19 protein-coding genes are annotated in these 24,311 nt (G+C 71.9%); 15 read left to right on the forward strand and 4 right to left on the reverse strand.

What is annotated here, in order from left to right; all coding sequences use genetic code 11:
• The first annotated feature begins 52 nt into the window (after positions 1-52).
• Genes pyrR through pyrF form a run of 8 tightly spaced genes read left to right on the forward strand, consistent with a single transcriptional unit; the run spans position 53 to position 9,742 of the window.
• Positions 53-595 (forward strand): bifunctional pyr operon transcriptional regulator/uracil phosphoribosyltransferase PyrR, encoded by a 543-nt coding sequence (gene pyrR, locus ACIBH1_RS08630; protein ID WP_397312977.1) that lies wholly within the window; start codon positions 53-55, stop codon positions 593-595.
• A complete protein-coding gene (locus tag ACIBH1_RS08635) occupies positions 592-1,506 on the forward strand; it encodes an aspartate carbamoyltransferase catalytic subunit (RefSeq protein ID WP_397312978.1) in 915 nt (304 codons plus the stop codon). Before pyrR ends, ACIBH1_RS08635 begins: the two co-directional genes overlap by 4 nt.
• On the forward strand, positions 1,506-2,792 hold the full coding sequence (locus ACIBH1_RS08640; protein ID WP_397312979.1) for a dihydroorotase: 1,287 nt from the start codon (positions 1,506-1,508) through the stop codon (positions 2,790-2,792). Before ACIBH1_RS08635 ends, ACIBH1_RS08640 begins: the two co-directional genes overlap by 1 nt.
• The gene (gene carA, locus ACIBH1_RS08645) at positions 2,789-3,895 is read left to right on the forward strand and encodes a glutamine-hydrolyzing carbamoyl-phosphate synthase small subunit (RefSeq protein WP_397312980.1); all 1,107 of its coding nucleotides are present in this window, start codon (positions 2,789-2,791) and stop codon (positions 3,893-3,895) included. The genes ACIBH1_RS08640 and carA overlap by 4 nt, the downstream gene beginning before the upstream one ends.
• Positions 3,882-7,169, forward strand: a complete 3,288-nt coding sequence (carB, locus tag ACIBH1_RS08650) for a carbamoyl-phosphate synthase large subunit (protein ID WP_397312981.1) — start codon at positions 3,882-3,884, stop codon at positions 7,167-7,169. Before carA ends, carB begins: the two co-directional genes overlap by 14 nt.
• 19 nt (positions 7,170-7,188) lie before the next feature.
• The gene (locus ACIBH1_RS08655) at positions 7,189-8,040 is read left to right on the forward strand and encodes a dihydroorotate dehydrogenase electron transfer subunit (RefSeq protein ID WP_397312982.1); all 852 of its coding nucleotides are present in this window, start codon (positions 7,189-7,191) and stop codon (positions 8,038-8,040) included.
• Positions 8,041-8,063: 23 nt separating this feature from the next.
• Positions 8,064-9,032: a dihydroorotate dehydrogenase gene (locus tag ACIBH1_RS08660; protein ID WP_397312983.1), complete on the forward strand. Its 969-nt coding sequence runs from the start codon at positions 8,064-8,066 to the stop codon at positions 9,030-9,032.
• Between the two features lie 8 nt (positions 9,033-9,040).
• A complete protein-coding gene (pyrF, locus tag ACIBH1_RS08665) occupies positions 9,041-9,742 on the forward strand; it encodes an orotidine-5'-phosphate decarboxylase (RefSeq protein WP_397312984.1) in 702 nt (233 codons plus the stop codon).
• A gap of 47 nt (positions 9,743-9,789) precedes the next feature.
• On the opposite strand, the gene ACIBH1_RS08670 is transcribed toward pyrF, so the two are convergent.
• The 4 genes from ACIBH1_RS08670 to ACIBH1_RS08685 form a co-directional block, all read right to left on the reverse strand.
• Positions 9,790-13,629, reverse strand: coding sequence for a discoidin domain-containing protein (locus tag ACIBH1_RS08670; protein ID WP_397312986.1), 3,840 nt, complete (start codon positions 13,627-13,629; stop codon positions 9,790-9,792).
• Between the two features lie 111 nt (positions 13,630-13,740).
• The gene (locus tag ACIBH1_RS08675; RefSeq protein WP_397312988.1) at positions 13,741-14,439 is read right to left on the reverse strand and encodes a response regulator; all 699 of its coding nucleotides are present in this window, start codon (positions 14,437-14,439) and stop codon (positions 13,741-13,743) included.
• Entirely contained in the window at positions 14,436-15,602 is a 1,167-nt protein-coding gene (locus tag ACIBH1_RS08680; protein WP_397312989.1) for a sensor histidine kinase, read from the reverse strand. The genes ACIBH1_RS08675 and ACIBH1_RS08680 overlap by 4 nt, the downstream gene beginning before the upstream one ends.
• Positions 15,603-15,604: 2 nt before the next feature.
• A complete protein-coding gene (locus ACIBH1_RS08685) occupies positions 15,605-16,636 on the reverse strand; it encodes a polyprenyl synthetase family protein (protein ID WP_397312990.1) in 1,032 nt (343 codons plus the stop codon).
• A 299-nt stretch (positions 16,637-16,935) separates the two neighbouring features.
• Between ACIBH1_RS08685 and mihF the strand changes: the two genes are divergently transcribed.
• From mihF to ACIBH1_RS08720, 7 genes are all read left to right on the forward strand, one after another.
• Entirely contained in the window at positions 16,936-17,259 is a 324-nt protein-coding gene (gene mihF / locus ACIBH1_RS08690) for an integration host factor, actinobacterial type (protein WP_181608404.1), read from the forward strand.
• A 30-nt stretch (positions 17,260-17,289) separates the two neighbouring features.
• On the forward strand, positions 17,290-17,922 hold the full coding sequence (gene gmk / locus ACIBH1_RS08695; RefSeq protein WP_397312991.1) for a guanylate kinase: 633 nt from the start codon (positions 17,290-17,292) through the stop codon (positions 17,920-17,922).
• Between the two features lie 5 nt (positions 17,923-17,927).
• Positions 17,928-18,197: a DNA-directed RNA polymerase subunit omega gene (gene rpoZ, locus ACIBH1_RS08700; RefSeq protein WP_181608406.1), complete on the forward strand. Its 270-nt coding sequence runs from the start codon at positions 17,928-17,930 to the stop codon at positions 18,195-18,197.
• A gap of 249 nt (positions 18,198-18,446) precedes the next feature.
• Positions 18,447-19,643, forward strand: a complete 1,197-nt coding sequence (gene coaBC, locus ACIBH1_RS08705; protein ID WP_397312992.1) for a bifunctional phosphopantothenoylcysteine decarboxylase/phosphopantothenate--cysteine ligase CoaBC — start codon at positions 18,447-18,449, stop codon at positions 19,641-19,643.
• A gap of 87 nt (positions 19,644-19,730) precedes the next feature.
• Positions 19,731-20,099 carry a hypothetical protein gene (locus ACIBH1_RS08710; protein WP_397312993.1) on the forward strand — a complete coding sequence of 123 codons (369 nt, stop codon included), beginning with the start codon at positions 19,731-19,733 and terminating at the stop codon, positions 20,097-20,099.
• A 149-nt stretch (positions 20,100-20,248) separates the two neighbouring features.
• Positions 20,249-21,436: a methionine adenosyltransferase gene (gene metK / locus ACIBH1_RS08715; protein WP_397312994.1), complete on the forward strand. Its 1,188-nt coding sequence runs from the start codon at positions 20,249-20,251 to the stop codon at positions 21,434-21,436.
• A 138-nt stretch (positions 21,437-21,574) separates the two neighbouring features.
• Complete coding sequence (locus tag ACIBH1_RS08720; RefSeq protein WP_397312996.1) at positions 21,575-24,304, forward strand: primosomal protein N'; 2,730 nt, start codon at positions 21,575-21,577, stop codon at positions 24,302-24,304.
• The last annotated feature ends 7 nt before the right edge of the window (positions 24,305-24,311 follow it).

Consider the following 24,311-nt stretch of genomic DNA (forward strand, 5'->3'; position numbering starts at 1 on the left):
ACACCCTTTTAAGACCCGTCCCGTGAGGCGGGAAAGGCGGTGAGTTTTTCGCATGTCCGAAAACTCCTCTTCCAGGGCCGTGCTTGAAGGCCCTGACATCCACCGGGCCCTGACCCGCATAGCCCACGAGATCCTCGAGCGCACCAAGGGTGCCTCCGACGTGATCCTCCTGGGCATCCCCACCCGCGGCGCCACCCTCGCCCAGCGCATCGGCGAGCGGCTGGAGCAGGTCGAGGACGTCAAGGTGCCGGTCGGCTCGCTCGACATCACGATGTACCGCGACGACCTGCGTACCAAGCCCGCCCGCGCGCTGGGCCACACCGAGCTCCCCGCCGACGGCATCGACGACAAGCTGATCGTGCTGGTCGACGACGTCCTCTTCTCCGGTCGCACCATCCGCGCCGCTCTCGACGCGCTCAACGACCTGGGCCGGCCGCGTGCCGTACAGCTGGCCGTCCTGGTCGACCGAGGGCACAGAGAGCTGCCCATCCGCGCCGACTACGTCGGCAAGAACCTGCCGACCGCCAAGAGCGAGAAGGTCAAGGTCTTCCTCGCGGAGACCGACGGACGCGACGCCGTGGAGCTGATCAAGTGAACAAGCACCTCATTTCCGCAGCCGACCTGTCCAAGGACGACGCGCTGCTCATCCTCGACACAGCCGAGGAGCTGGCGAGGGTCTCGGAACGTTCCATCAAGAAGCTGCCGACCCTGCGCGGCCGCACGGTGGTCAACCTGTTCTTCGAGGACTCCACCCGCACCCGCATCTCCTTCGAGGCGGCGGCCAAGCGCCTGTCGGCCGACGTCATCAACTTCTCGGCCAAGGGCTCGTCGGTCTCCAAGGGTGAGTCGCTGAAGGACACCGCGCTGACCCTGGAGGCCATGGGCGCCGACGCGGTCGTCATGCGCCACGGCGCATCCGGCGCGCCGTACCGCCTGGCCAACTGGGTCCGCGGCAGCGTCGTCAACGCCGGTGACGGCACCCACGAGCACCCCACGCAGGCCCTGCTCGACGCCTTCACCATGCGGCGTCATCTGAAGAACCTCGAAGGCCGCAAGATCACGATCGTCGGCGACGTGCTGCACAGCCGCGTGGCCCGCTCGAACGTGCTGCTGCTGGCTACCCTGGGCGCCGACGTGACCCTGGTCGCGCCGCCCACCCTGCTGCCGGTCTCGGTCGGCACCTGGCCGTGCGAGGTCTCCTACGACCTCGACGCGGTGCTGCCCAAGTCCGACGTGATCATGATGCTCCGGGTGCAGAAGGAGCGCATGAACGCCGCCTACTTCCCCAGCGAGCGCGAATACTCCCGCCGCTACGGCCTCGACCGCGACCGGTTCGCCAAGCTGCCCGACGACGCGATCGTCATGCACCCGGGGCCGATGAACCGGGGCATGGAGATCGCCGCCGAGGTGGCCGACTCGGCGCGCTCCACCATCGTCGAGCAGGTCGCCAACGGCGTCACCACTCGCATGGCCGTCCTGTACCTGCTGCTCGGGGGAGAGATCTGATGATCATCAAGAACGTTCGCATCCTGGGCGGCGAGGCCGCAGACATCCGGATCGAAGACGGCGTGATCGCCGAGATCGGCACCTCGCTCGACGGCGACCACGTGGTCGACGGCCAGGGCGCCATCGCGCTGCCCGGCCTGGTCGACCTGCACACCCACCTGCGCGAGCCGGGCCGCGAGGACGCCGAGACGGTTCTCACCGGCACCCAGTCGGCCGCCAGGGGCGGCTACACCGCCGTGCACGCCATGGCCAACACCATGCCCGTCGCCGACACCGCCGGCGTCGTCGAGCAGATCTGGCGGCTGGGCCAGGAGCACGGCTACTGCGACGTGCAGCCGGTCGGCGCGGTCACCGTGGGCCTGGAGGGCAGGCAGCTGGCCGAGCTGGGCGCGATGGCCGACTCGGCCGCCCGCGTCCGGGTCTTCTCCGACGACGGCAAGTGCGTCGACGACGCCGTGCTGATGCGCCGCGCCCTGGAGTACGTCAAGGCCTTCGACGGCGTCGTGGCCCAGCACGCCCAGGAGCCCAAGCTCACCAAGGACGCCCAGATGAACGAGGGCGTCGTCTCCGGGCGACTGGGCCTGGCCGGCTGGCCGGCGGTCGCCGAGGAGGCGATCATCGCCCGCGACTGCCTGCTGGCCGCGCACGTCGGCTCGCGCCTGCACGTCTGCCACGTCTCCACCGCCGGCTCCGTCGAGATCATCCGCTGGGCCAAGTCCAAGGGGTGGAACGTCACCGCCGAGGTCACCCCGCACCACCTGCTGCTCACCGACGAGCTGGTGGAGGAGTCGCCGGTCGGCTCCTACAACCCGATCTACAAGGTCAACCCGCCGCTGCGCACCCACGCCGACGTCGAGGCGCTGCGCGCCGCCCTGGCCGACGGCACGATCGACATCGTGGCCACCGACCACGCCCCGCACCCGGTCGAGGACAAGGAGACCGAGTGGGCCGCGGCGGCCATGGGCATGATCGGCCTGGAGACCGCGCTGAGCGTGGCCCAGGAGTCGATGGTCGACACCGGCCTGCTCGACTGGGCGGGCGTCGCCGAGCGCATGTCGGCCGCCCCGGCCCGCATCGGCCGCCTGACCGGCCACGGCCGCCCGCTGGAGGTGGGCTCCCCGGCGAACATCGTGCTCTACGACCCCACCGCGCGGACCGAGATCAAGCCCGACATGTTCGCCTCCAAGAGCCGTAACACCCCTTATGAAGGCATCTCGCTGCCCGGCAAGGTCGTCGCGACCTTCCTGCGCGGGAAGGCCACCGTCCTCGAAGGGAAGCTCGCTTGAGTAACGCCGTCCTGGTCCTGGAAGACGGACGCGTCTTCCGGGGCACCCCCTACGGCGCCGAGGGTGAGACCTTCGGCGAGATGGTCTTCAACACCGGCATGACCGGCTACCAGGAGACCCTCACCGACCCCTCCTACCACCGCCAGATCGTCGCGATGACCGCGCCGCACATCGGCAACACCGGCGTCAACGACGAGGACCCCGAGTCGTCGAAGGTCTGGGTCGCCGGCTACGTCGTGCGCGAGCCCTCCCGCGTCGTCTCCAACTGGCGGGCCAACCGCTCGCTCGACACCTACCTCAAGGAGCAGGGTGTCGTCGGCATCGCCATCCAGGGCACCCGTGCCCTGACCCGCCACCTGCGCGAACGCGGCGCGATGCGGGCCGGGATCTTCTCCGACGCCTCCGAGCCCGTCGAGGCCCTGGTCGAGAAGGTGCGCCGGGCGCCGCAGATGACCGGCGCGGAGTTGGCCACCGAGGTCTCGGCCGCCGAGCCGTACGTGGTCGAGGCGATCGGCGAGAAGCGTTTCACCGTCGCCGCGATCGACCTGGGCATCAAGGGCATGACCCCGCAGCGCATGGCCGAGCGCGGCTGCGAGGTGCACGTGCTGCCCGCGACCGCGACCTTCGAGCAGATCACCGCCGTCGCACCCGACGGCGTCTTCTACTCCAACGGCCCCGGCGACCCCGCCACGGCCGACGTCTCCGTGCTCCGGCAGGTGCTCGCCGCCAAGATCCCGTTCTTCGGCATCTGCTTCGGCAACCAGATCTTCGGCCGCGCGCTCGGGCTGGGCACCTACAAGCTGCGGTACGGCCACCGCGGCGTCAACCAGCCGGTCCAGGACCGGCGCACCGGCAAGGTGGAGATCTCCGCGCACAACCACGGCTTCGCCGTCGAGGCGCCGCTCGCCGGGCCCTTCGAGACCCCGTACGGCCCGGCCGAGGTCTCGCACGTCAACCTGAACGACGACTGCGTCGAAGGGCTGAGGCTGCTCGACGGCACGGCCTTCAGCGTGCAGTACCACCCCGAGGCGGCCGCCGGTCCCCACGACGCCGCCTACCTCTTCGACGAGTTCTGTGAGGTCATGAGCCGTGCCCAAGCGTGACGACATCAGGTCGATCCTGGTCATCGGCTCGGGGCCGATCGTCATCGGCCAGGCCTGCGAGTTCGACTACTCCGGCACCCAGGCCTGCCGGGTGCTGCGCGCCGAGGGGTTCCGGGTCATCCTGGTCAACTCCAACCCGGCCACGATCATGACGGACCCGGAGTTCGCCGACGCCACCTACGTCGAGCCGATCACCCCGGAGTTCGTCGAGAAGATCATCGCCAAGGAGCGCCCCGACGCGCTCCTGCCCACCCTGGGCGGGCAGACCGCGCTGAACACCGCGGTCGCTCTGCACGAGGCGGGTGTGCTGGAGCGCTACGACGTCGAGCTGATCGGCGCCGACTTCGACGCCATCCAGGCCGGCGAGAACCGCGAGAAGTTCAAGGAGATCGTCGCCAAGGTCGCCGAGGAGAAGGGCCTCAACGCCGACTCCGCGCGCAGCGTGATCTGCCACACGATGGAGGAGTGCCTGGCCGCGGTCGACGTGCTCGGCTACCCGCTGGTCGTGCGGCCCTCCTTCACCATGGGCGGGCTGGGCTCCGGCTTCGCCTACGACGAGGACGACCTGCGCCGCATCGCCGGCGCCGGGCTCGACGCCTCTCCGACCACCGAGGTGCTCCTGGAGGAGTCGATCCTCGGGTGGAAGGAGTACGAGCTGGAGGTCATGCGCGACAAGGCCGACAACGTCGTCATCGTCTGCTCGATCGAGAACATCGACCCGATGGGCGTGCACACGGGCGACTCGGTGACCGTGGCCCCGGCGCTGACGTTGACCGATCGTGAGTACCAGAACATGCGCGACGTGGCGATCGCGGTCATCCGCGAGGTCGGCGTCGACACCGGCGGCTGCAACATCCAGTTCGCGATCGACCCGAGCACCGGCCGCATGATCGTCATCGAGATGAACCCGCGCGTCTCCCGCTCCAGCGCCCTGGCCTCCAAGGCGACCGGCTTCCCCATCGCCAAGATCGCCGCCAAGCTCGCCATCGGCTACACGCTCGACGAGATCCCCAACGACATCACGAAGGAGACCCCGGCCTCCTTCGAGCCGACACTCGACTACATCGTGGTCAAGGTCCCGCGCTTCGCCTTCGAGAAGTTCCGCGGCGCCGACCAGACCCTCACCACCCACATGAAGTCGGTGGGCGAGGCGATGGCGATCGGCCGCTCCTTCCCCGAGGCGCTGCAGAAGGCGCTGCGCTCGCTGGAGAAGAAGGGTTCCTCCTTCTCCTGGACCGGCCACCTGGCGCCCAAGAGCGAGCTGCTCGACGACTGCCGCACCCCGCACGACGGTCGCCTGCGCACGATGCAGCAGGCCATCAGGGCGGGGGCGACGCCCGAGGAGCTGTTCGAGGCGACCAACGTCGACCCGTGGTTCATCGACCAGCTGTTCCTCATCGACGAGCAGGCCCGCGCCCTGGCCGCCGCCCCGCAGCTGTCGCTGGAGGTGCTGGCCACCGTCAAGCACCACGGCTTCTCCGACGCGCAGATCGGCGAGATCCGCGGCATGGACGAGTCGCGCGTGCGCGACCTGCGCCACGCCCTGGGCCTGCGCCCGGTCTACAACACCGTCGACACCTGCGCCGCCGAGTTCGCCGCCAAGACGCCCTACCTCTACTCCACGTACGACGAGGAGACGGAGGTCCCGTACGGCGACCGCCCGAAGGTCATCATCCTGGGCAGCGGCCCCAACCGCATCGGCCAAGGCATCGAGTTCGACTACGCCTGCGTGCACGCCTCGTTCGAGCTGTCGCGCGCCGGGTTCGAGACCGTCATGGTCAACTGCAACCCCGAGACGGTCTCGACCGACTACGACACCTCCGACCGGCTCTACTTCGAGCCGCTCACCCTGGAGGACGTGCTCGAGGTCGTCCACGCCGAGCAGCAGACCGGCCCGGTGGCGGGCGTGATCGTCCAGCTCGGCGGACAGACCCCGCTGGGCCTGGCGCAGGCACTCAAGGACGCGGGAGTGCCGGTCGTCGGCACCTCGCCCGAGTCGATCCACCTGGCCGAGGAGCGCGGCGCGTTCGGGCGGGTGCTGGCCGAGGCCGGGCTGCCCGCGCCCAAGCACGGCACCGCGCTGACCGTCGCCGAGGCCCTGGCCATCGCCGAGGAGATCGGTTACCCGGTCCTGGTCCGCCCCTCCTACGTGCTGGGCGGCGCGGGCATGGCGATCGTCTACGACGACGAGACCCTCACCACCTACATGGCCGCCCAGGAGGGCGGGCATCCGGTCCTGGTCGACAAGTTCCTCGACGAGGCCATCGAGATCGACGTCGACGCCCTGTTCGACGGCGAGGAGCTCTACCTCGGCGGCGTGATGGAGCACATCGAGGAGGCCGGCATCCACTCCGGCGACTCGGCGTGCGCGCTGCCGCCGATCACGCTGGGCGGCGCCGACATCAAGCGCATCCGCGAGGCCACGCTCGGCATCGCGCGCGGCGTCGGGGTGCGCGGCCTGCTGAACGTGCAGTACGCCATGTCCGCCGGCGTGCTCTACGTGCTGGAGGCCAACCCGCGCGCCAGCCGTACGGTGCCGTTCGTCTCCAAGGCGACCGCGGTGCCGCTGGCCAAGGCGTGCGCGAGGGTCATGATGGGCGCCACCATCGCCTCCCTGCGCGAGGAGGGCATGCTCCCGGCCGAGGGCGACGGCGGCACGCTGCCGCTGGACGCCTCGATCGCGGTCAAGGAGGCGGTGCTCCCGTTCAACCGCTTCCGCGGCGTCGACACCGTGCTGGGCCCCGAGATGCGCTCGACCGGCGAGGTCATGGGCATCGACGAGTTCTTCGGCATCGCCTACGCCAAGTCGCAGGCGGGCGCCTACGGCGAGCTGCCCACCAAGGGCCGCGCGTTCGTCTCGGTCGCCAACCGCGACAAGCGCTCGATGATCTTCCCGGTGCGCGCCCTGGCCGACCTCGGCTTCGAGATCCTGGCTACCGAGGGCACCGCGGAGGTGCTGCGCCGTAACGGAGTCCATGCCAAGATCGTGCGAAAGCAGAGCGACGGCGCGGGACCCGACGGCGAGCCGACGATCGTCCAGCGCATCCTCGACGGAGAGGTGGACCTGATCGTGAACACCCCGTTCGGCAGCCCCGGGCAGTCCGGGCCGCGGCTGGACGGCTACGACATCCGCACCGCTGCGGTGCTGCGCGGCATCCCGTGCATCACCACGGTGCAGGGTCTGGCCGCCGCCGCGGCGGGTATCCAGGCGATCGTGCGGGGAGATGTGGGCGTACGGTCCCTTCAGGAGCACGCACGATCCTTGCGGGGGTGAGCTTACGGCCACGACGCCGGTGCAGGTGACCGGCACGGTGCTGACGACGCGCCGTGTCGACGCCTACCATGCGCTGACCGTGGTGGCGCCCGGCATCGCCGAGCGGTTCCGCCCCGGCCACTTCGTCTCGGTGGCCGTCGGCGGCTCGCGCTCGTCGATGCTGACCCGGCGCTCGTTCTCCGTCCACGACGTGCGGCCCGACTACGGCGGCACGGTGGAGCTCGTCTTCACCGTGCGCGGCCCCGGCACCGAGTGGCTGGCCGAGCGGCGGGCCCGCGACACCCTCGACCTGGTCGGACCGCTGGGCAGGCCCTTCCCGGTGCCGCGCGATCCGGTCAGCGTGCTGCTGGTCGGCTTCGAGTACGGCTCGGCGGTCCTGTTCCCGCTGGCCGACACCCTGCTGGCGCGCAGCTGCCGCGTCGACTTCGTGCTCGGCGGGGGCTCCGCCGACCGGGTCTTCGGCGCCATGCGGGCGCGGCGCATGGCCGAGACCACGACCCTGTCCACCCGTGACGGCTCACTCGGACTCCGTGGGGAGGTGACGGACGTGCTGGCTTCGGTGATCACCGACACCCGCGCCGACGTCGTCTACGCGTGCGGTCCGATGGAGGTGATGCGGGCGGTGACCTCGGTGGCGATCAAGTTCGACATCCCGGTCCAGGTGGTCGCCGAGGAGGCGATGGCCTGCGGGATCGGCATCTGCATGACCTGCGTGCTGCCGGTGATCGGCGACGACGGGGTGACGCGGATGGTGCGGGCCTGCGTCGACGGGCCGGTCTTCCGCGGCGAGCGGGTGCGGTTCGAGGACGTCGGCACCATCCCGTTCGACGCCCAGGGAGCGCCAGGAGGAGGCGCCCGCCATGTCAGCTGAGCACCGGCAGGGAGGCGTCCGCCATGTCCGTTGACATGCGCACCTTCCTGGCGCACGTGGAGCTCGACGGTCCCGTCGTGACGGCCGCGGGCTGCGCGGGCACGGGCAGGGAGCTGGCGCAGTTCTTCGACCTGCACCGCCTCGGCGCGCTGACCACTCCGTCGATCACCATGGCGCCCCGCGCCGGCCGGCCGACGCCGCGCATGGCCGAGACGCCCTCGGGCCTGCTCAACGCCGTCGGGCTCCAGGGCCCAGGCATCGACTCCTTCCTGGAGCGGGAGCTGCCCTGGCTGGCCCAGCGCGGCATCAGGACGGTCGTGTCGATCGGCGGCGGGACCGTCAACGAGTACTCCGCGCTGGCCAGGCGGCTGGCCGACGCGCCGGGCGTCACGGCCGTCGAGGTCAACCTGGCCTGCCCCAACATCGAGGACCGCGGCAGGGTCTTCGCCCGCGAGGGCGCCGCCTCCGCCGAGGTGGTCGGCTCGGTGCGCTCGATCATGCTCGGCGACGTGCCGGTCGTCGCCAAGCTCTCGCCCGACGTGGCCGACATCGTGGCTGTGGCCACGGCCTGCGCCGACGCGGGCGCCGACGCCCTCTCCATGATCAACAATCCGCTGGGGATGGCGATCGACACCGCGACGCTGCGGCCCGCGCTCGCCGCCGGCACCGGGGGCCTGTCGGGGCCCGCCATCCTGCCGCTGGCCGTGCGCTGCGTCTGGCAGGTCCACGCGGCCCTGCCCCGCGTGCCGATCATCGGCATGGGCGGGGTACTGACCGGCTCCGACGCGCTTCAGCTCATCCTGGCCGGAGCCTGCGCCGTCGGCGTCGGCACCGCGCTCTTCCACGACCCGTACGCGGCCCTGCGCATCGAGCGAGAACTCGCCGACCTGCTGCAGGCCCGCGGATTCCAACGTCTCGCCGACGCGGTCGGCGTGGCCCACCGGCCGCCCGGCAGCCCGGCGCGGCACCTGCACGAGGAGAGTTCACTGTGAATCCGGGCATGACTCCCGCCCCCATCGCCGTCGCCCTGGACGCGCCCGACCTGGAGACCGCCGCCCGCTGGGCCGCCCTGGTCACCCCGCACGTCAGCACGGTCAAGGTCGGGCTGGAGCTCTACCTGCGCTACGGTCCCGACGTCATCGCCTCGGTGCGCGGCGCCTCCGGGGTCCAGGTCTTCCTCGACCTCAAGCTGCACGACATCCCCAACACCGTCGAAGGCGCCACGCGCGCCGTCGCCCGGCTGCGGCCGGCGTTCCTGACCGTGCACGCCGCGGGCGGTCCCGCCATGATCCGCGCGGCGGTGGAGGCGGCCCCGCACACCCAGATCGCCGCCGTCACCGTGCTGACCTCCCTGACCGACGCCGACCTGGCCGCCGTGGGCCTGGCCGGTCCCGCCGAGGACGCCGTGCGCCGCCTGGCCGCCCTGTCGGTCGGCGCCGGCGCCCGCGCCCTGGTGTGCTCGCCGAACGAGGTGGCGGCCGTGCGCGCCGAGGTCGGCCCCGGCATCACGCTCATCACCCCCGGCGTGCGGCCCTCAGGGGCCGACTCCCAGGACCAGGCCAGGGTCGCCACGCCCGAGCAGGCGCTGGCCGACGGGGCCGACCTCCTGGTGATCGGGCGGCCCATCACCGGCTCCGCCGACCCGGGCGCCGCCGCGGCGGGCATCGCGGCCTCGCTGCGCCGTACCTCGCACCCGGTCTGACCACGAACCGCTCCGGGGCCCGGCGACGGGCCCCGGAGCGATCGTTCCTACGGGGTGACCGTGATGTTGGTCAGGCCCGTCACCGCGTTGGTCACGGTGTTGGAGGCGTGCACGACGTTCGGGTTCGCCGCGCACTTCGAGGTGGAGCTGACGTAGATCGCGTACTTCCCGACGCCGCCGAGGTTCGAGCCGTTGCCGCGCCAGACGTTGCCGCACCCGTTGAGGAACGACGGCGTCGTCGACGGGTTGTGCGTCTCGTAGCCGTTGGCGAAGGTGCCGGGGGAGGAGAAGGTGCCGGTGTTGCCCTCGATCACGTAGCCGGTGCCCTTGACGTCCACCCAGGAGTCGCCGGAGTTCTGCCCGGAGATGCCGGTGCCGTTGAAGGTGTTGTCCTTGATGAGGCCGCCGGAGGTGCCCTCCTTGACGTCGATGTGCTCGGCCGCGATGCCGGGGCCGAACGTGTTGCCGACGACCTTGACCCGGTCGGAGCGGTCGACGCCGCCCGAGTTGCCGTGGCAGCCCCAGTTGGAGGCGGCCGAGCCGAGGTAGACGCCCTCGCCGTAGCCCGGCTGGACCAGCCCGGCGTGGGTGATCGTCGAGTTCTGGATCACCCCGTCGGCCGAGGACCTGCGGAAGTGCACGCCCTCCTCGTCGGTGTGGTGCACGGTGACGTCGTCCAGGGTCACGTGATGGGAGTCGTCCAGCACGATGCCCTTCTTGGACTCCTTGACCGTGAAGCCGGTGAGCCTCCAGTACGGCGCGCCGTACAGCCAGAGCCCGTAGCCGGAGTCCCAGCCGGCGGTCGGCGCCGGGCATGACGGGGCGCTTCCCGAGGGGCCGTCGTTGATCAGGACCGCGTTCTCCGGTCCGGTCAGGGTGATCGGGGCGGAGGCCGTCCCGGCCCGCTGGGTGACGAAGGAGCCGCGATACTCCCCGGCCGCCAGGCGGATGGTCTGGCCCGGCTGGGCGGCGGCCAGGGCGCTGCTCAGCTGGGCGGCGGTGGAGACGTCGACGACGGTGCCGCCCCCGCCCTGGGTGGTGGCGGTGACCTGGGCGCTCGCGGCGGAGGTGTTGCCCGCGGCGTCGCGGGCCCTGACGGTGTAGGTGTAGGCCGTCGACGGGGTCAGGCCCGTGTCGGTGTGGGTGGTGCCGGTGACCGTCGCGACCAGGGTGGAGCCTCGGTAGAGGTCGTAGCCGGTGACGCCGACGTCGTCGGTGGCGGCGTTCCAGGCCAGGCCCACCGTGGAGGACGTGGTGCCGGTCGAGCGCAGGCTGCCGGGCACGCCCGGCGGGGTCGTGTCGCCCCCGCCCGATCCGGGCGTGCCGTACACCTGGACCTCGAACAGGGAGTAGCCCCACTGGGTGCCGCGCGCCGTGCCGTACACCCGCACGTGGCGGCCGGTCCCGCCGACCGCGATGTCGTCGACGCCGCCGTCGCCCGTGGTGGTGCTGTGGACGGTCGTCCACGTCGAACCGTCGGGCGAGGTCTCCACGCGGTAGCTCCTGCCGTACGCCGCCTCCCAGGTGAGCTTGACGCGGGAGATGGTCGCGCTCGTGCCGAGGTCGACCTGGATCCACTGCGGGTCGACGCCCTCCAGCGACGCCCACCGGGTGGAGGCGGTGTTGCCGTCGAACGCCTTGGCCGCCTCGAAGCCCGGCGCCTCGACGGAGGAGGCGGTGGCGGGCCGGCCCTGCGAGAGCAGGCTCTCGCCGCCGCCCTGGGCGGTGGTGGCGGTGACGGCGTTGCTCGCGTTCGAGGTGTTGCCCGCGGCGTCGCGGGCCCTGACGGTGTAGGTGTAGCTCGTCGAGGCGGTCAGGCCCGTGTCGGTGTGGGTGGTGCCGGTGACCGTCGCGACCAGGGTGGAGCCTCGGTAGACGTCGTAGCCGGTGACGCCGACGTCGTCGGTGGCGGCGTTCCAGGCCAGGCCCACCGTGGACGACGTGGTGCCGGTCGAGCGCAGGCTGCCGGGCACGCCGGGCGGCGTGGTGTCACCCGGTTCGCCGCCGGAGCTCTTCAGGAACAGCGAGCCCGACGAGTCCGTCATCGACGCGTGCACGCCCGAGCCGGTGAAGTCGACCGTCTCCCGCCCGGCCCAGTCGGGGATGGTGCTCCCGCCGGTCGCCAGATGCTGGAACTGCGAGGCGCCGGAGGCCGAGCTGCCGAACTGGTACAGGCGCTGCCGGTCGGGATAGTAGGCCTGGTAGGCGCCGCCCTGCGTGGTCTGCTTGGTCAGCTGGTTGTTGTAGAACACGTTCTGGGCGCCGCTGGAGCCCGACCACTTGGCCGCCTTCGGCCCCGCGGCCCACCAGATCGGCCACCAGCTCGAATCGTCGGGCTCGGCGCCGCCCTCGCCGCCGCAGTTGGCCCGGCAGTTGCCCGACGCGTGCTCGTACGGCACGGCGACCTTGTTGTTCTCGAACAGGTTGCGCCGCTCCCAGCCGCCGTGCAGGTTGAGGTCGGAGTCGAAGTCGTTGCCGATCGCCACGTTGTTCGACGCCGACCACTGGAAGGTGAAGTGGCGCAGGTTGCGGCTGGTGTTGTGCGCGTACAGCGAGTCCCACACGCGCGAGCCGCGGAAGTAGCCGTTGCCGCCCTTGCCCTTGTTCCACGAGCCGTCGAAGCTCGACTCCTGGACCTGGATGTTCTTGGCGCTCTCGGTGACGACGGCGTGCGAGCCGGTCATCTGCGTGCCGACGCGGCGGATCCACACGTTGGCCGCCCACTTCAGCACGATGCCGTGCTGGGCGTACTCCGGCGCCATGTTGCCGTAGTTGAACCTCGCGTCGGCGGGGGTCACGTCGTAGGCGCCGCCGCCGAGCTTGGGCATGCCGTCGAGGTCCTGCGTGATGGTCAGGTCCTCGATGCCGACGCCCTGCACGACCTTGAGCGGGGTGACGCGGCTGGGGTAGACCGTGCCGCCGATCGCGGCGGAGCCGTCGGAGGTGGAGTTGAGCGGCAGGTCGTACTCCAGGGGCTTGTCGATCGTGAGGTTCCTGCCCGAGGCGTCGACGGCGGTGATCTGGAAGATCTGCTGGCGCATGTGCAGGTTCATGTACTGCGCCGGGTCGGTGACCGTCTGCTGCTGGTAGAACTTCACGCTGTTGGCCGCGCCGACCCACAGGTGGCCGCCGGCCTTGAAGCGCGACATGTCGGCGCTGGTGGCCAGCTTGATCTGGGTGCTGCCTGCGGCCGAACCCTCGCGCAGCGGCACGCCGCCGGCCCAGTGCTGGTTGACGCTGCCCTCGAAGATGTCCTTGCGGTTGGCGGGGGCCGAGGAGTAGTCGGAGGCGTACTTGCTGTGCACCTCGCGGGTCTGCACCCGCAGCAGGCCGCGGCCCGGCCACGTCCAGCCGCCCTTGCCTGCCCCGTGGACCATGCCGTCCTCGTCCCAGTCGCTGCCGTCCGGGGTGAGGGTGTCGTAGCGGGTGTTCGTGTCGGGGCGGAAGGCGAGGGTCGTCTGGCCCATGCCGGCGCCGCGCAGGATCAGGTAGTCGGCGTCGAGGCCGAGCTGCTTGGAGACCACGATCCGCCCGGCCGGCAGCGTGATCGAGGCCAGCTTGTCGTAGCCGCCGGTGGGGGTGCAGGTGGTGCGGACGAAGTCGATCGCCCGCTGCAGCCCCGCGCTCGCGTCGCTGCCGTCGGCGCGCACGCCGTACTGCGAGGCCAGCGTCGCGGGGGTCAGGTGGCAGGCCGCGCTGGGGTGTCCCGGACCGGGCAGCGCGGCGCCGCCCCGGTAGCCGGCCTTGCTCCAGTCGGGCAGGCCGGCGACGGGGGCGCGCCGGTTGGCGCTGGTCAGATCGGGCACGGCTGCCGCCGGGACGGCGGCGTGCGCCACGAGGGGCGTGGCCGAGAGGGCGAGTATGACAGCGGAGAGAACACGTAACATCCAGTGCTCCTGGCTGGGGGGTTTAGTTAGGAAGGATTCCTAACTGTTCCGGGAGCGTAGGTCGCCGCCGAGGGTCTCGGCAAGACCCAAATCCAGTTGGCTGTCATCAGTTCACATATGTGGACGATTCGGGGTGACGAGGCCCGACTCGTAGGCCAGCACCACCAGCTGGGCCCTGTCGCGCAGGCCGAGCTTCACCATCGCGCGGCTGACGTGCGTCTTGGCCGTCAGCGGGCGCATCCCCAGTCGGCCGGCGATCTCCTCGTTCGACAGGCCCGCCGCCACCAGGGCGACGACCTCGCGCTCCCGGTCCGTCAGCACGGCCAGGTCGCCCGGCGCCGCACCCGCCGCCGGATGGCGGTGCAGCTGCGCGAACCGCTCGATCACCGTCCTGGTCACGCCGGGGGACAGCAGGGCGTCGCCCCGCGCGACCACCCTGATGGCCTGCAGCAGCTCCTCCGGCTCGGCGTCCTTGGCCAGGAAGCCGCCCGCCCCGGCGGCCAGGGCGGCGAAGACGTTGGCGTCCTCCACGTACGTCGTCAGGATCACCACCCTGACCCCGTCCAGCGCAGGGTCGGCGGCGATCAGGCGGGTGGCGGTCAGGCCGTCGACGTGCGGCATGCGGATGTCCATGAGGACCACGTCCGGCTTCAGGTCGCGGGCCCGCTGCACGGCCTGGCCGCCGTCACCGGCCTCGCCGACGACCTCCACACCCGGCTCGGTGCCGAGCAGGGCGCGGAAGCCGGTGCGCACCAGCGCCTGGTCGTCGGCGATCAGGACCCGGATGGGACGGTCCGGCGCGTCGCTCACAGCGGCAGCCTCGCCGTCACCAGGAAGCCGCCCGCCGGGCCCGGGCCCGTCTCCAGGGAGCCGCCCAGCGCCTGGCACCGTTCCCGCATGCCCGCCAGGCCGTGCCCCGTCGCGGGCGTCCCGCCGGGGCCCCTGCCGTCGTCGCTGACCTCGACGGCCAGCTCCGCCGCGCCGTACCGCAGCAGGACCCGCGCGTTCGCGCCCGGCCCCGCGTGACGCAGGACGTTGGTGAGCGACTCCTGCACGCACCGGTAGGCCGCGTGCCCCGTGCCGTCGGGCACGGCACGCGCCCGCCCCTCCACCTCGGCCACCACCGGCAACCCGGCGTTGCGCACCGCGTCGAGGAGGGTGCCGAGCCGTTCGAGCCCTTCGGCCCGCGCGCCGCCCTCCCGCAGCTCGCCGACCGTGGCGCGCAGCGACGTCAGCGCCTCCTTGGCCGCCGAGCGGATCGAGGCGACCGAACCCGAGACGGCGCCGGTGTCGTGGGCGGGCATGCGTTCCAGCATGCGCAACGTCGCCGCCGCCTGGACCGCGATCCCCGCCATGCTGTGCGCCACCACGTCGTGCAGCTCCCTGGCGATGCGCAGGCGCTCCTCCACCACCCGCCGCTCGCCCTCGCGCCGCGCCTCGGCGACCCTGGCCTCCGCCGCCTCCCTGCGGGAGGAGACCATCTCGCCGAGCAGCACCGGGCCGCCGAAGATGGCCGCCACCACGCCGAAGAACGCCACCACGGTGCCCGTCGCCGTCGCCGCGTCGCCGTAGAGCGCCACGATCCTCGGCACCCAGCGGGCGGCGGCCAGCACCGCCACCGCCAGCGCCAGCAGCACCTCGCGCCGGTGCCTGCCGGTCAGCGCGACCGTGAGCAGGCAGAGCATCACCGGCAGCACCACCGGGCCGACGGGGTAGCCGCCCGCCATGTACGCGGCGAACAGGCCCACCGTCAGCCACAACGCCGTTCGCGGACGGGTGGAGCGCAGGACCAGGGCCAGCGCCGACAGGACGAGCAGGGTGAGCGCCAGCCAGTCGAGATCGGTGTTGCCGAGACGGACCGGAGGATTGCCGCCGGTGTCGTAGACGTAGACGGGCACCGAGACGGTGAGCGCGCCGGCCAGCTGGACCGGCACCATCGCCAGGGCCAGGAGCCAGTCGCGGGTGGGAGGCACGGTCAAATCGTACGGTGCACGACCTGCCGGCTCAGGGCCAGCAGCACGTCACGGGCGGGATTGGCGGGCAGCGCGCGGGCCACGGCCGCGGCCTCGGCGGCGTAGCGCTCGACCTCGGCCCGGGCGGTCAGCATCGCGGGGGAGCGGCGCAGCAGGGTCAGGGCCTCGGCGTGCAGGGCGGGGTCGGTCAGCGGGCCCATCGCCAGCAACTCCGCCAGCCGCCCGGCCTCGGCCCGCCCGGTGCGGAGGTCGGCTCCGGACAACGCCAGCGCGTGCAGCGCGGGAAGCGTCAGCACCCCCGCCCGCAGGTCCGTCCCCGCGCCCTTGCCCGACTCGTCCGGCTCCGACAGCACGTCGATCAGGTCGTCCGACAACTGGAACGCCATCCCCAGCAGCTCGCCGTACTCCGCCAGCGCGGCCGTGACGTGCGGCGGCGCGCCCGCGCACAGGCCCCCGAGCCGCGCCGAGAACCGGATCAGCGAGGCCGACTTCTCCTGAAGAACCTGCAGATAGTGGTCGAGCCGGTCGTCGCCGGGCGCGGGACCCGCGCTCTCGCGGACCTGCCCCGCCACCAGGTGCGCCACGCACCTCGCCTGCTCCACGCGAGCCTGCTCGGGCAGCTCCAGCCCGGCCGCGCGGGCGAAAAGGTAGTCACCCACCAAAATCGCGACCTTGGTGTCCCACTTCACGTGCGCGCTCGGCACCCCGTGCCGCAGCGGCGCCTCGTCCATCACGTCGTCGTGGTAGAGCGAGGCCACGTGCACCAGCTCCACGCTCGCCGCCGCCGGGATCACCGACGGGGCGCCCGGATCGCCGAACTCGGCGCCGAGGAGCACCAGCAGCGGGCGCATCCGCTTGCCGCCCGCCTCCAGGAGATGCCCGGCCGCCTCGCGCAGCATCGGGAAGCCGTCGGAGACCGCCTCCCTCAGGTGCATTTCCACGAGTTCTAGCCTGTCCGAAACTCGGGCGGCCAGGGCGGGACCGCCCGCTCGCACCAGTTCCCGCACGCTCGACAACCCCGGATCCGGCGTCATGTCGGTCTCCCTCCGTCCCTTCGATGCTGCCGCCCGGCGCGCGCGGGATCCTCGGCCCGCAGGAGGGTACGGAGGCTGCGCCCCGGGGAGAAGGCTGCTCCCCGGGGAGTAGTTCGCGAGCGGCTGAATACACGGAAGTGAGGGCGATTTGATGGACAGGCGGTAGTTTTGTCGGCACACAGGGTGATGAAGTTGATTTTGTGATGAGAGAAACGGCTCTTGACGTTGCTAAGGACGCGTTGACCAGCTACTTTCCCTTTTCGACCGAGTACATCGACAGAAATTCGAGGTGACCCGGCGTGGCTCTTCCTCCCCTGACCCCTGAGCAGCGCGCCGCAGCCCTGGAGAAGGCTGCCAAGGCCCGCAAAGAGCGTGCCGAGGTCAAGAACGATCTCAAGCACGGTCGCATCGCGCTCGCTGAGGTGCTCAAGAACGGGCAGACCGACGACGTCATCGGCAAGATGAAGGTTTCGGCCCTGCTGGAGTCGCTCCCCGGCGTGGGCAAGGTCCGCGCCAAGCAGCTCATGGAGCGGCTGCAGATCGCCGAGTCCCGCCGCGTGCGGGGCCTCGGCGCGAACCAGAGGGCCGCCCTCGAGCGCGAGTTCGGTGCCGGCGAGGGCTAATCTCGTTAGCACCACAAGCGCTAGCAGTACATGGGGGTAGGAGAAGTGACCGAAGGTTCCATCATTGGTGACTTCTCTCCCTCAAGACGCCTGACGGTCCTGTCCGGTCCGTCGGGCGTCGGCAAGTCCACGGTCGTCGCCGAGATCCGCAGGGCACACCCCGAGGTGTGGCTGTCGGTCTCGGTGACCACCAGGAAACCCCGCCCCGGCGAGCAGCACGGGGTGGAGTACTTCTTCGCCGACGACCCCGAGTTCGACCGCCTCGTCGCGAGCGGCGAACTCCTCGAGTGGGCGGAGTTCGCGGGCAACCGGTACGGCACGCCGCGCCGCCCCGTGCTCGACAAGCTCGCCGCGGGCGTGCCCACGCTGCTGGAGATCGACCTCCAGGGCGCGCGCCAGGTACGGCAGAGCATGCCGGAGGCGCTGCTCGTCTTCCTCGCCCCGCCCACCTGGGAAGAGCTCGAGAAGCGGCTGCGCGGCCGGGGCACCGAGCCCGACGACGTCATCGCCCGCCGCCTCGAGGCTGGACGCGTCGAGATGGCCGCCGAGCCCGAGTTCGACACCACGCTGGTCAACACGGACGTCCACGATGTATGCGTGCAGCTGATAGCCTTGATGACTGACCCATCCGCGGTCACTATCGCTTCCAACCGAGAGGTCTGACGCACGTGGCAGGCATTGTCCCGGTGGCCGAGGGCATCACCAACCCGCCCATCGACACGCTGCTCGACATCGTCGACAGCAAGTACTCCCTGGTGATCATGGGTGCGAAGCGGGCGCGCCAGATCAACGCTTACTACTCCCAGCTGGGCGAGGGCCTGCTGGAGTACGTGGGACCGCTGGTCGAGACCCACGCCCAGGAGAAGCCGCTCTCGATCGCGCTGCGCGAGATCTCCGAGGGGCTGCTCACCGCCGAGCCCATCGAAGGCGCGGTCTGAGCCTGGCTCCACAGACGCCCGGTGGCCGACGCCACCGGGCTTCGCTGTGCCCGGGGTCTCCGTCCGCTCCCCGCGCTGCGCGCTCGCCCCACGCCCGTCTGGCGCTCATACCCCTTGGGCCGCGCCCTCGTCACCCCCATTCCCCGGGGCCGGGTGACCATCGGGTCGCCGGCGATGGTTGGCTGGGCTCGGAAGCCTCACGCATAGGCGGAGGCCCGCGCGGGCGGTGACACGGAGGAGGACCTCGCAGTGAAGAACGTCGTGCTGGGAGTAGGAGCCGGCATCGCCGCCTACAAGGCGTGCGAGCTGCTGCGCCACTTCACCGAGTCCGGCCACCGGGTCCGGGTGGTGCCCACCCGCGACGCTCTGCGTTTCGTCGGCGAGCCCACCTGGGCCGCCCTGTCCGGCCAGCCGGTCACGACCGACGTGTGGGACTCGGTCCACGAGGTGCCGCACGTGCGCATCGGCCAGGAGGCCGACCTCGTCGTGGTCGCCCCCGCCACCGCCGACATCCTCGCCAAGGCCGCGCACGGCCTGGCGGGCGACCTGCTCACCAACACCCTGCTCACCGCCCGCTGCCCGGTCGTGTTCGCGCCCGCGATGCACACCGAGATGTGGGAGCACCCCGCGACCAGGGCCAACGTGGAGACGCTGCGCTCTCGCGGCGCGATCGTGATCGATCCGGCCGTCGGCCGCCTGACCGGCAAGGACACCGGCCCCGGCCGGCTTCCCGACCCGTCGTCGATCTTCGAGGTGTGCTCGCGCATCCTGCGCGGCGCGCCCCAGGATCTCGCCGGCCGTACGGTCGTGATCTCCGCGGGAGGCACGCGCGAGGCGATCGACCCGGTGCGCTTCATCGGCAACCGCTCCTCGGGCCTGCAGGGGTACGCGCTGGCCCGTACGGCTGCCGCGCGCGGGGCCGAGGTGGTGCTCGTCGCGGCCAACGTGGCGCTGCCCGATCCGGCGGGTGCGAAGGTGGTGCGCGTGGAGTCGGCGCTGGAGCTGCGCGAGGCGGTGCTGGCCGCGTCGGCCTCGGCCGACGTGGTGGTGATGGCCGCCGCGGTGGCGGACTTCCGCCCGGCGGATCCGCGCGGCTCGAAGATCAAGAAGACCGCGGGCGAACCCGACCCCATCGAGCTGGTGAAGAATCCGGACATCCTCGCGGAGCTGGGCGAGCGACGCCGCGACGGCGTGCCGTACCCGCGCGTGATCGTGGGGTTCGCCGCCGAGACCGACGACGTGCTCGCCAACGGCCAGGCCAAGCTCGAGCGCAAGGGCTGCGACCTCCTCGTGGTCAACCAGGTCGGCGGCGGCCTCGCGTTCGGCACTCCCGACAACGCCGCGACCGTCCTGGTGGCTGGCGGGCAGCCGGTGGAGGTGCCGCGCGGCCCCAAGGACGACGTGGCCGACGCGGTCTGGGACCAGGTCACCGCGCGGCTGTCCTGACAGGCCGGATCCGGACATTCCACTTATCTGATCAGCTGTTGCACCCCCTGGCCCGGCTACGGATACTGGGCCAAAGGGGGACAGTGCATGCCGGTGAGCTCCACTATCAGAGATCGTTGCCGTACCTTCCTCAGCCGTGACGAGGAGATCCGCTACGTCTTCCCGGCCCTGTCGACGGGGCCGCCGGGAATGACCAGCTTCCTCGTCGTGGTGACCTCCCGCTTCGTGCGCGTCCTGGCCACCCGGATGCTGCGCGCCGACCGGCCCGTCTCCGTCTACGCGACCTACCCCAGGGAGACGCGGCTGGGACCACTCCTGTACGGCCCCGGCCCGCTGATCGAGGTGGGACCGATGACGCTCGAGATAGACGAGGAGTACGCTGCCGTCGTCTGCGCCGCAGACGCGGAGGTGTTCGCCCCGGAGACGCTTCCGCCCGATCCCCTGCCCGATCTGTGAATCCACGGGGGATCGGTATCTGGACGATTTCGCTACGCGTCCCGGGGTACGGCTACACTTCGGCGAAGCCTGATTCGACGGAGGGGCGCCGGTCAACCCGCCGCAGGCGTTACAAACCGTCAGCAGCCGCTGCATGAGGAGCCACTGAGTTGTCACGTCGCCTGTTCACTTCCGAGTCGGTCACAGAGGGCCACCCGGACAAGATCGCCGACCAGATCAGTGACGCGATTCTCGACGCCATGCTCAAGGACGACCCCAAGAGCCGGGTCGCCGTCGAGACGCTGATCACCACCGGGCAGGTCCACGTCGCGGGCGAGGTGACGACCGAGACCTACGTCGACATTCCCGCGCTCATCCGCGAGACCATCCTGGGCATCGGCTACGACGCCTCCCACAAGGGCTTCGACGGCGCCTCCTGCGGCGTGTCGGTGTCCATCGGCGCGCAGTCGCCCGACATCGCCCAGGGCGTCGACGACGCCCACGAGCACCGCGAGGAGGGCGCCGGCGACGAGCTCGACCGCCAGGGCGCCGGCGACCAGGGCCTCATGTTCGGCTACGCGACGAACGAGACCGCCGAGCTGATGCCGCTGCCGATCCTGCTGTCGCACAAGCTCGCCCGCCGCCTGTCCGACGTGCGCAAGTCCGGCACCGTGCCCTACCTCCGCCCCGACGGCAAGACCCAGGTCACCATCGAGTACGACGGCGACAAGCCCGTCCGCCTCGACACCGTCGTCGTCTCCACGCAGCACGCCGCCGAGATCGACCTGCGCGAGATGCTGACCCCCGACATCAAGGAGCACGTGGTCGACTTCGTGCTCAAGGACGTCGGCATCGACACCGAGGGCTACCGCCTGCTGGTCAACCCGACCGGGCGCTTCGAGATCGGCGGCCCGATGGGCGACGCCGGCCTCACCGGCCGCAAGATCATCGTCGACACCTACGGCGGCATGGCCCGCCACGGCGGCGGCGCCTTCTCCGGCAAGGACCCGTCGAAGGTCGACCGCTCGGCCGCCTACGCCATGCGCTGGGTCGCCAAGAACGTCGTCGCCGCCGGCCTCGCCGACCGCTGCGAGGTCCAGGTCGCCTACGCCATCGGCAAGGCGCACCCCGTCGGCCTGTTCGTCGAGACCTTCGGCACCGAGAAGGTCGCCGTGGAGAAGATCCAGGCGGCCGTGCTCACGGTCTTCGACCTTCGCCCGGCCGCGATCATCCGTGACCTCGACCTGCTGCGCCCGATCTACTCCGAGACCGCCGCCTACGGCCACTTCGGCCGCGAGGGCTTCTCCTGGGAGTCGACCGACCGCGCCGACACCCTGCGCCAGGCCGCCGGCCTGTAACCCGCTCGTCTCGCCGAAGGAGCCGCACCCCGGAGCCGGGGTGCGGCTCCTTCCGTTGTGCCCACGCGATCGGGTACGGCAAGCGCGCGCCGGTGGCGGTTGGCAATCGATCATGGCGGGGTCTGGTAGACCTTTCCCGTGACCGACGACGCCCTCCTACCCCTTGAAGCCGTACGCGGCAAGACCAGTGCCAAGGGGGCGGTGGTCGCGGCCGAGAGGCTGCCGGTCGCCCGGGTCGCCGTCGACAACCCGCTGCCCCACCTCGACAGGACCTTCGACTACCTGGTGCCGCAGACCCTCGACGACGTCGCCCGGCCGGGCGTGCGGGTGCGCGTGCGGTTCGCCGGCAAGCTCACCGACGGGTACCTGCTGGAGCGGGTGGAGCGAAGCGACCACGAGGGACGGCTGACGCCGCTCGAGCGGGTGATCTCGCCCGAGGTGGTGCTGACGCCGGAGATCGCGGGACTGGCGCGCGGTGTGGCCGACCGCTACGCGGGCACCCTCGCCGACGTCCTCCGCCTGGCCGTCCCGCCACGCCACGCCCGGGTGGAGACGGAGGCGGCGAAGCAGGCGCCGAAGCAGGACGCGGGACGGGGCGTTTCGGCTCCGGTCGCCTCGCATCCGGCTGCCCCTGCCGCCAACGACGACGCCGCCTCCTTGGCCGCCGCCTCCTTGGCCCCGGCCTCCTCCGCCCTCCCCGCCTCCACCGCCCCCACCTCCGGATCCGCCCCCACCTCCGCCTCCACCGGCCCCGCCTCCACCGGCCCCGCCTCCACCGGCCCCGCCTCCACCGGCCCCGCCTCCACCGGCCCCGCCTCCACCGCCCCCTCCGGAGACGCCTCGGGCGAGGCTGGTGACCTGGGTCGTGACGAGGGGCGAGGTCAAGGGACGGGCAGCGATGCCGCGGCTTCCGGTGGCGCCGGCGAAACGGCAGAGAGCGGTGCCGAGGCGAGTGTGGCCGAGGGGCCGAGTGCCGAGGGCGCCGCTGAGGCCAGTGCGTGGGACGAATACCCCATGGGCCCCTCCTTCCTCGATGCCCTGGAGCACGGCAGGGCCCCCCGGGCCGTCTGGAACGCGCTGCCCGGCCGGTGCTGGGCGCGGCCGGTGGCGGAGGCCGTGCGGGCGACGCTGGCGGGCGGCAGGGGCGCGGTGGTCGTGGTGCCCGACGGCAAGGACGTCGCCTACCTCGACGAGGTCCTCACCGAGCATCTGGGCCCCGGCAGGCACGTGGCGCTCACCGCGCAGCTGGGTCCGGCCGAGCGGTACCGGCGCTGGCTGAAGGTGCTGAGGGGCGAGGTGCGGGCCGTCGTCGGCACGCGGGCCGCCGCCTTCGCGCCCGTCGTGGAGCTCGGCCTGGCGGCGATCTGGGACGACGGCGACGACCTGCATGCCGAGCGGCTGGCGCCGTACCCTCACGCGCGCGAGGTGCTGGCCCTGCGCGCGCACCGCACGGGCGCGGCGATGCTGATCGGCGGCCACGCCCGTACGGCGGAGGCCACGCAGCTCGTCGCCACCGGCTGGGCGCGGCAGATCGTCGCCCGCCGCGAGACGATCAGGGCGGTCGCCCCGAGGGTACGGCCCGCGGGTGAGGACGCCGAGCTGGCCAAGGACCAGGCGGCCAGGGCGGCCCGGCTGCCCAGCCTGGCGTGGAAGGTGCTGAAGGAGGGGCTGGAGCAGGGGCCGGTGCTGATCCAGGTGCCGCGGCGGGGGTACGTCCCGGTGATCGCCTGCCAGCACTGCCGCGCCCCTGCCCGCTGCAACCAGCCCCCGACCCGCCAGAGCCGCCAGGAGCCCGGCGGACGGCAGGAGCTCGGGGGACGCCAGGAGCCGACCGGCCGCCACGAGCAGACCGGGCGGCCTCAGTCGACCGCTGCGGTGCCCGGCTCGCCGTCCGATGCGCCCTCCGGCTCGCCGGCGGCCCTCGCGCTGGGCCTGCCCGGCCTTGACCCTGACCCGCAGCGAGGGGCCGCGAGGGGGAGCGGCCGGGAGTCCGGCGATCACGGCTCGGGCGGCGAGGCGGCCGGCCGGCGGCGTGACGAGGAAGGCGGGCACGGCGCCGAGGGTGACGGCTACGCTCTCGGCGCAACCCCCCGCGGCGAGCAGATCTGCCACGGCCCCCTGGCCCTCAGGGCGGGTCATGCCGCCCCCTACTGCCGCTGGTGCGGCCGGGTCGACGCCGCGTGGCGGTGTCCGGCGTGCGGCGGGGGCCGGGTGCGGGCCGTCGTCGTCGGGGCCAGGCGCACCGCCGAGGAGCTCGGCCGCGCCTTCCCCTCCGTCCAGGTGAAGACGTCGGGCCGCGACGGCGTCCTGGCCACGATCGGCTCGAAGCCGGCGCTCGTGGTGGCCACGCCGGGCGCCGAGCCGTCCCCGGAGGGTGGTTACGCGGCCGTCGTGCTGCTCGACGGCTGGTCGATGCTGGGCAGGGCGGATCTGCGCGCCTCGGAGGAGGCGCTGCGCCGCTGGATGAACGCCGCCGCGCTGATGCGCCCGGCGGCGGAGCTGGTCATCATGGCCGACGCCGCGCTCCCGGTGACGCAGGCTCTGATCCGCTGGGATCCGATCACGCACGCGGAGCGGGAGCTGGCCGAGCGGGCCGAGCTGGGGTTCCCGCCTGCCGTCCGCATGGCGACGCTCACGGGCGGCGCGCCCGCGTTGCGGCAGATGCTGGAGGAGACACGCCTGCCGCCGAACGCCGAGGTCCTGGGCCCCGTCATGGTCGGTGACGACCAGGAACGCATGATGGTGAGGGTGCCGAGACAGGAGGGTGCGGCGTTGGCGGCGGCGCTCAAGGGGGCCAGTGGGGTGCGTGCGGCCAGAAAGGCGCCTGACGTCGTGAGGGTGAGTGTCGACCCACTCGACCTGATTTAGTCGTTTT

This window comes from Nonomuraea sp. NPDC050663, from assembly GCF_044456985.1.
In the GTDB taxonomy this organism is placed as follows: Bacteria; Actinomycetota; Actinomycetes; order Streptosporangiales; family Streptosporangiaceae; genus Nonomuraea.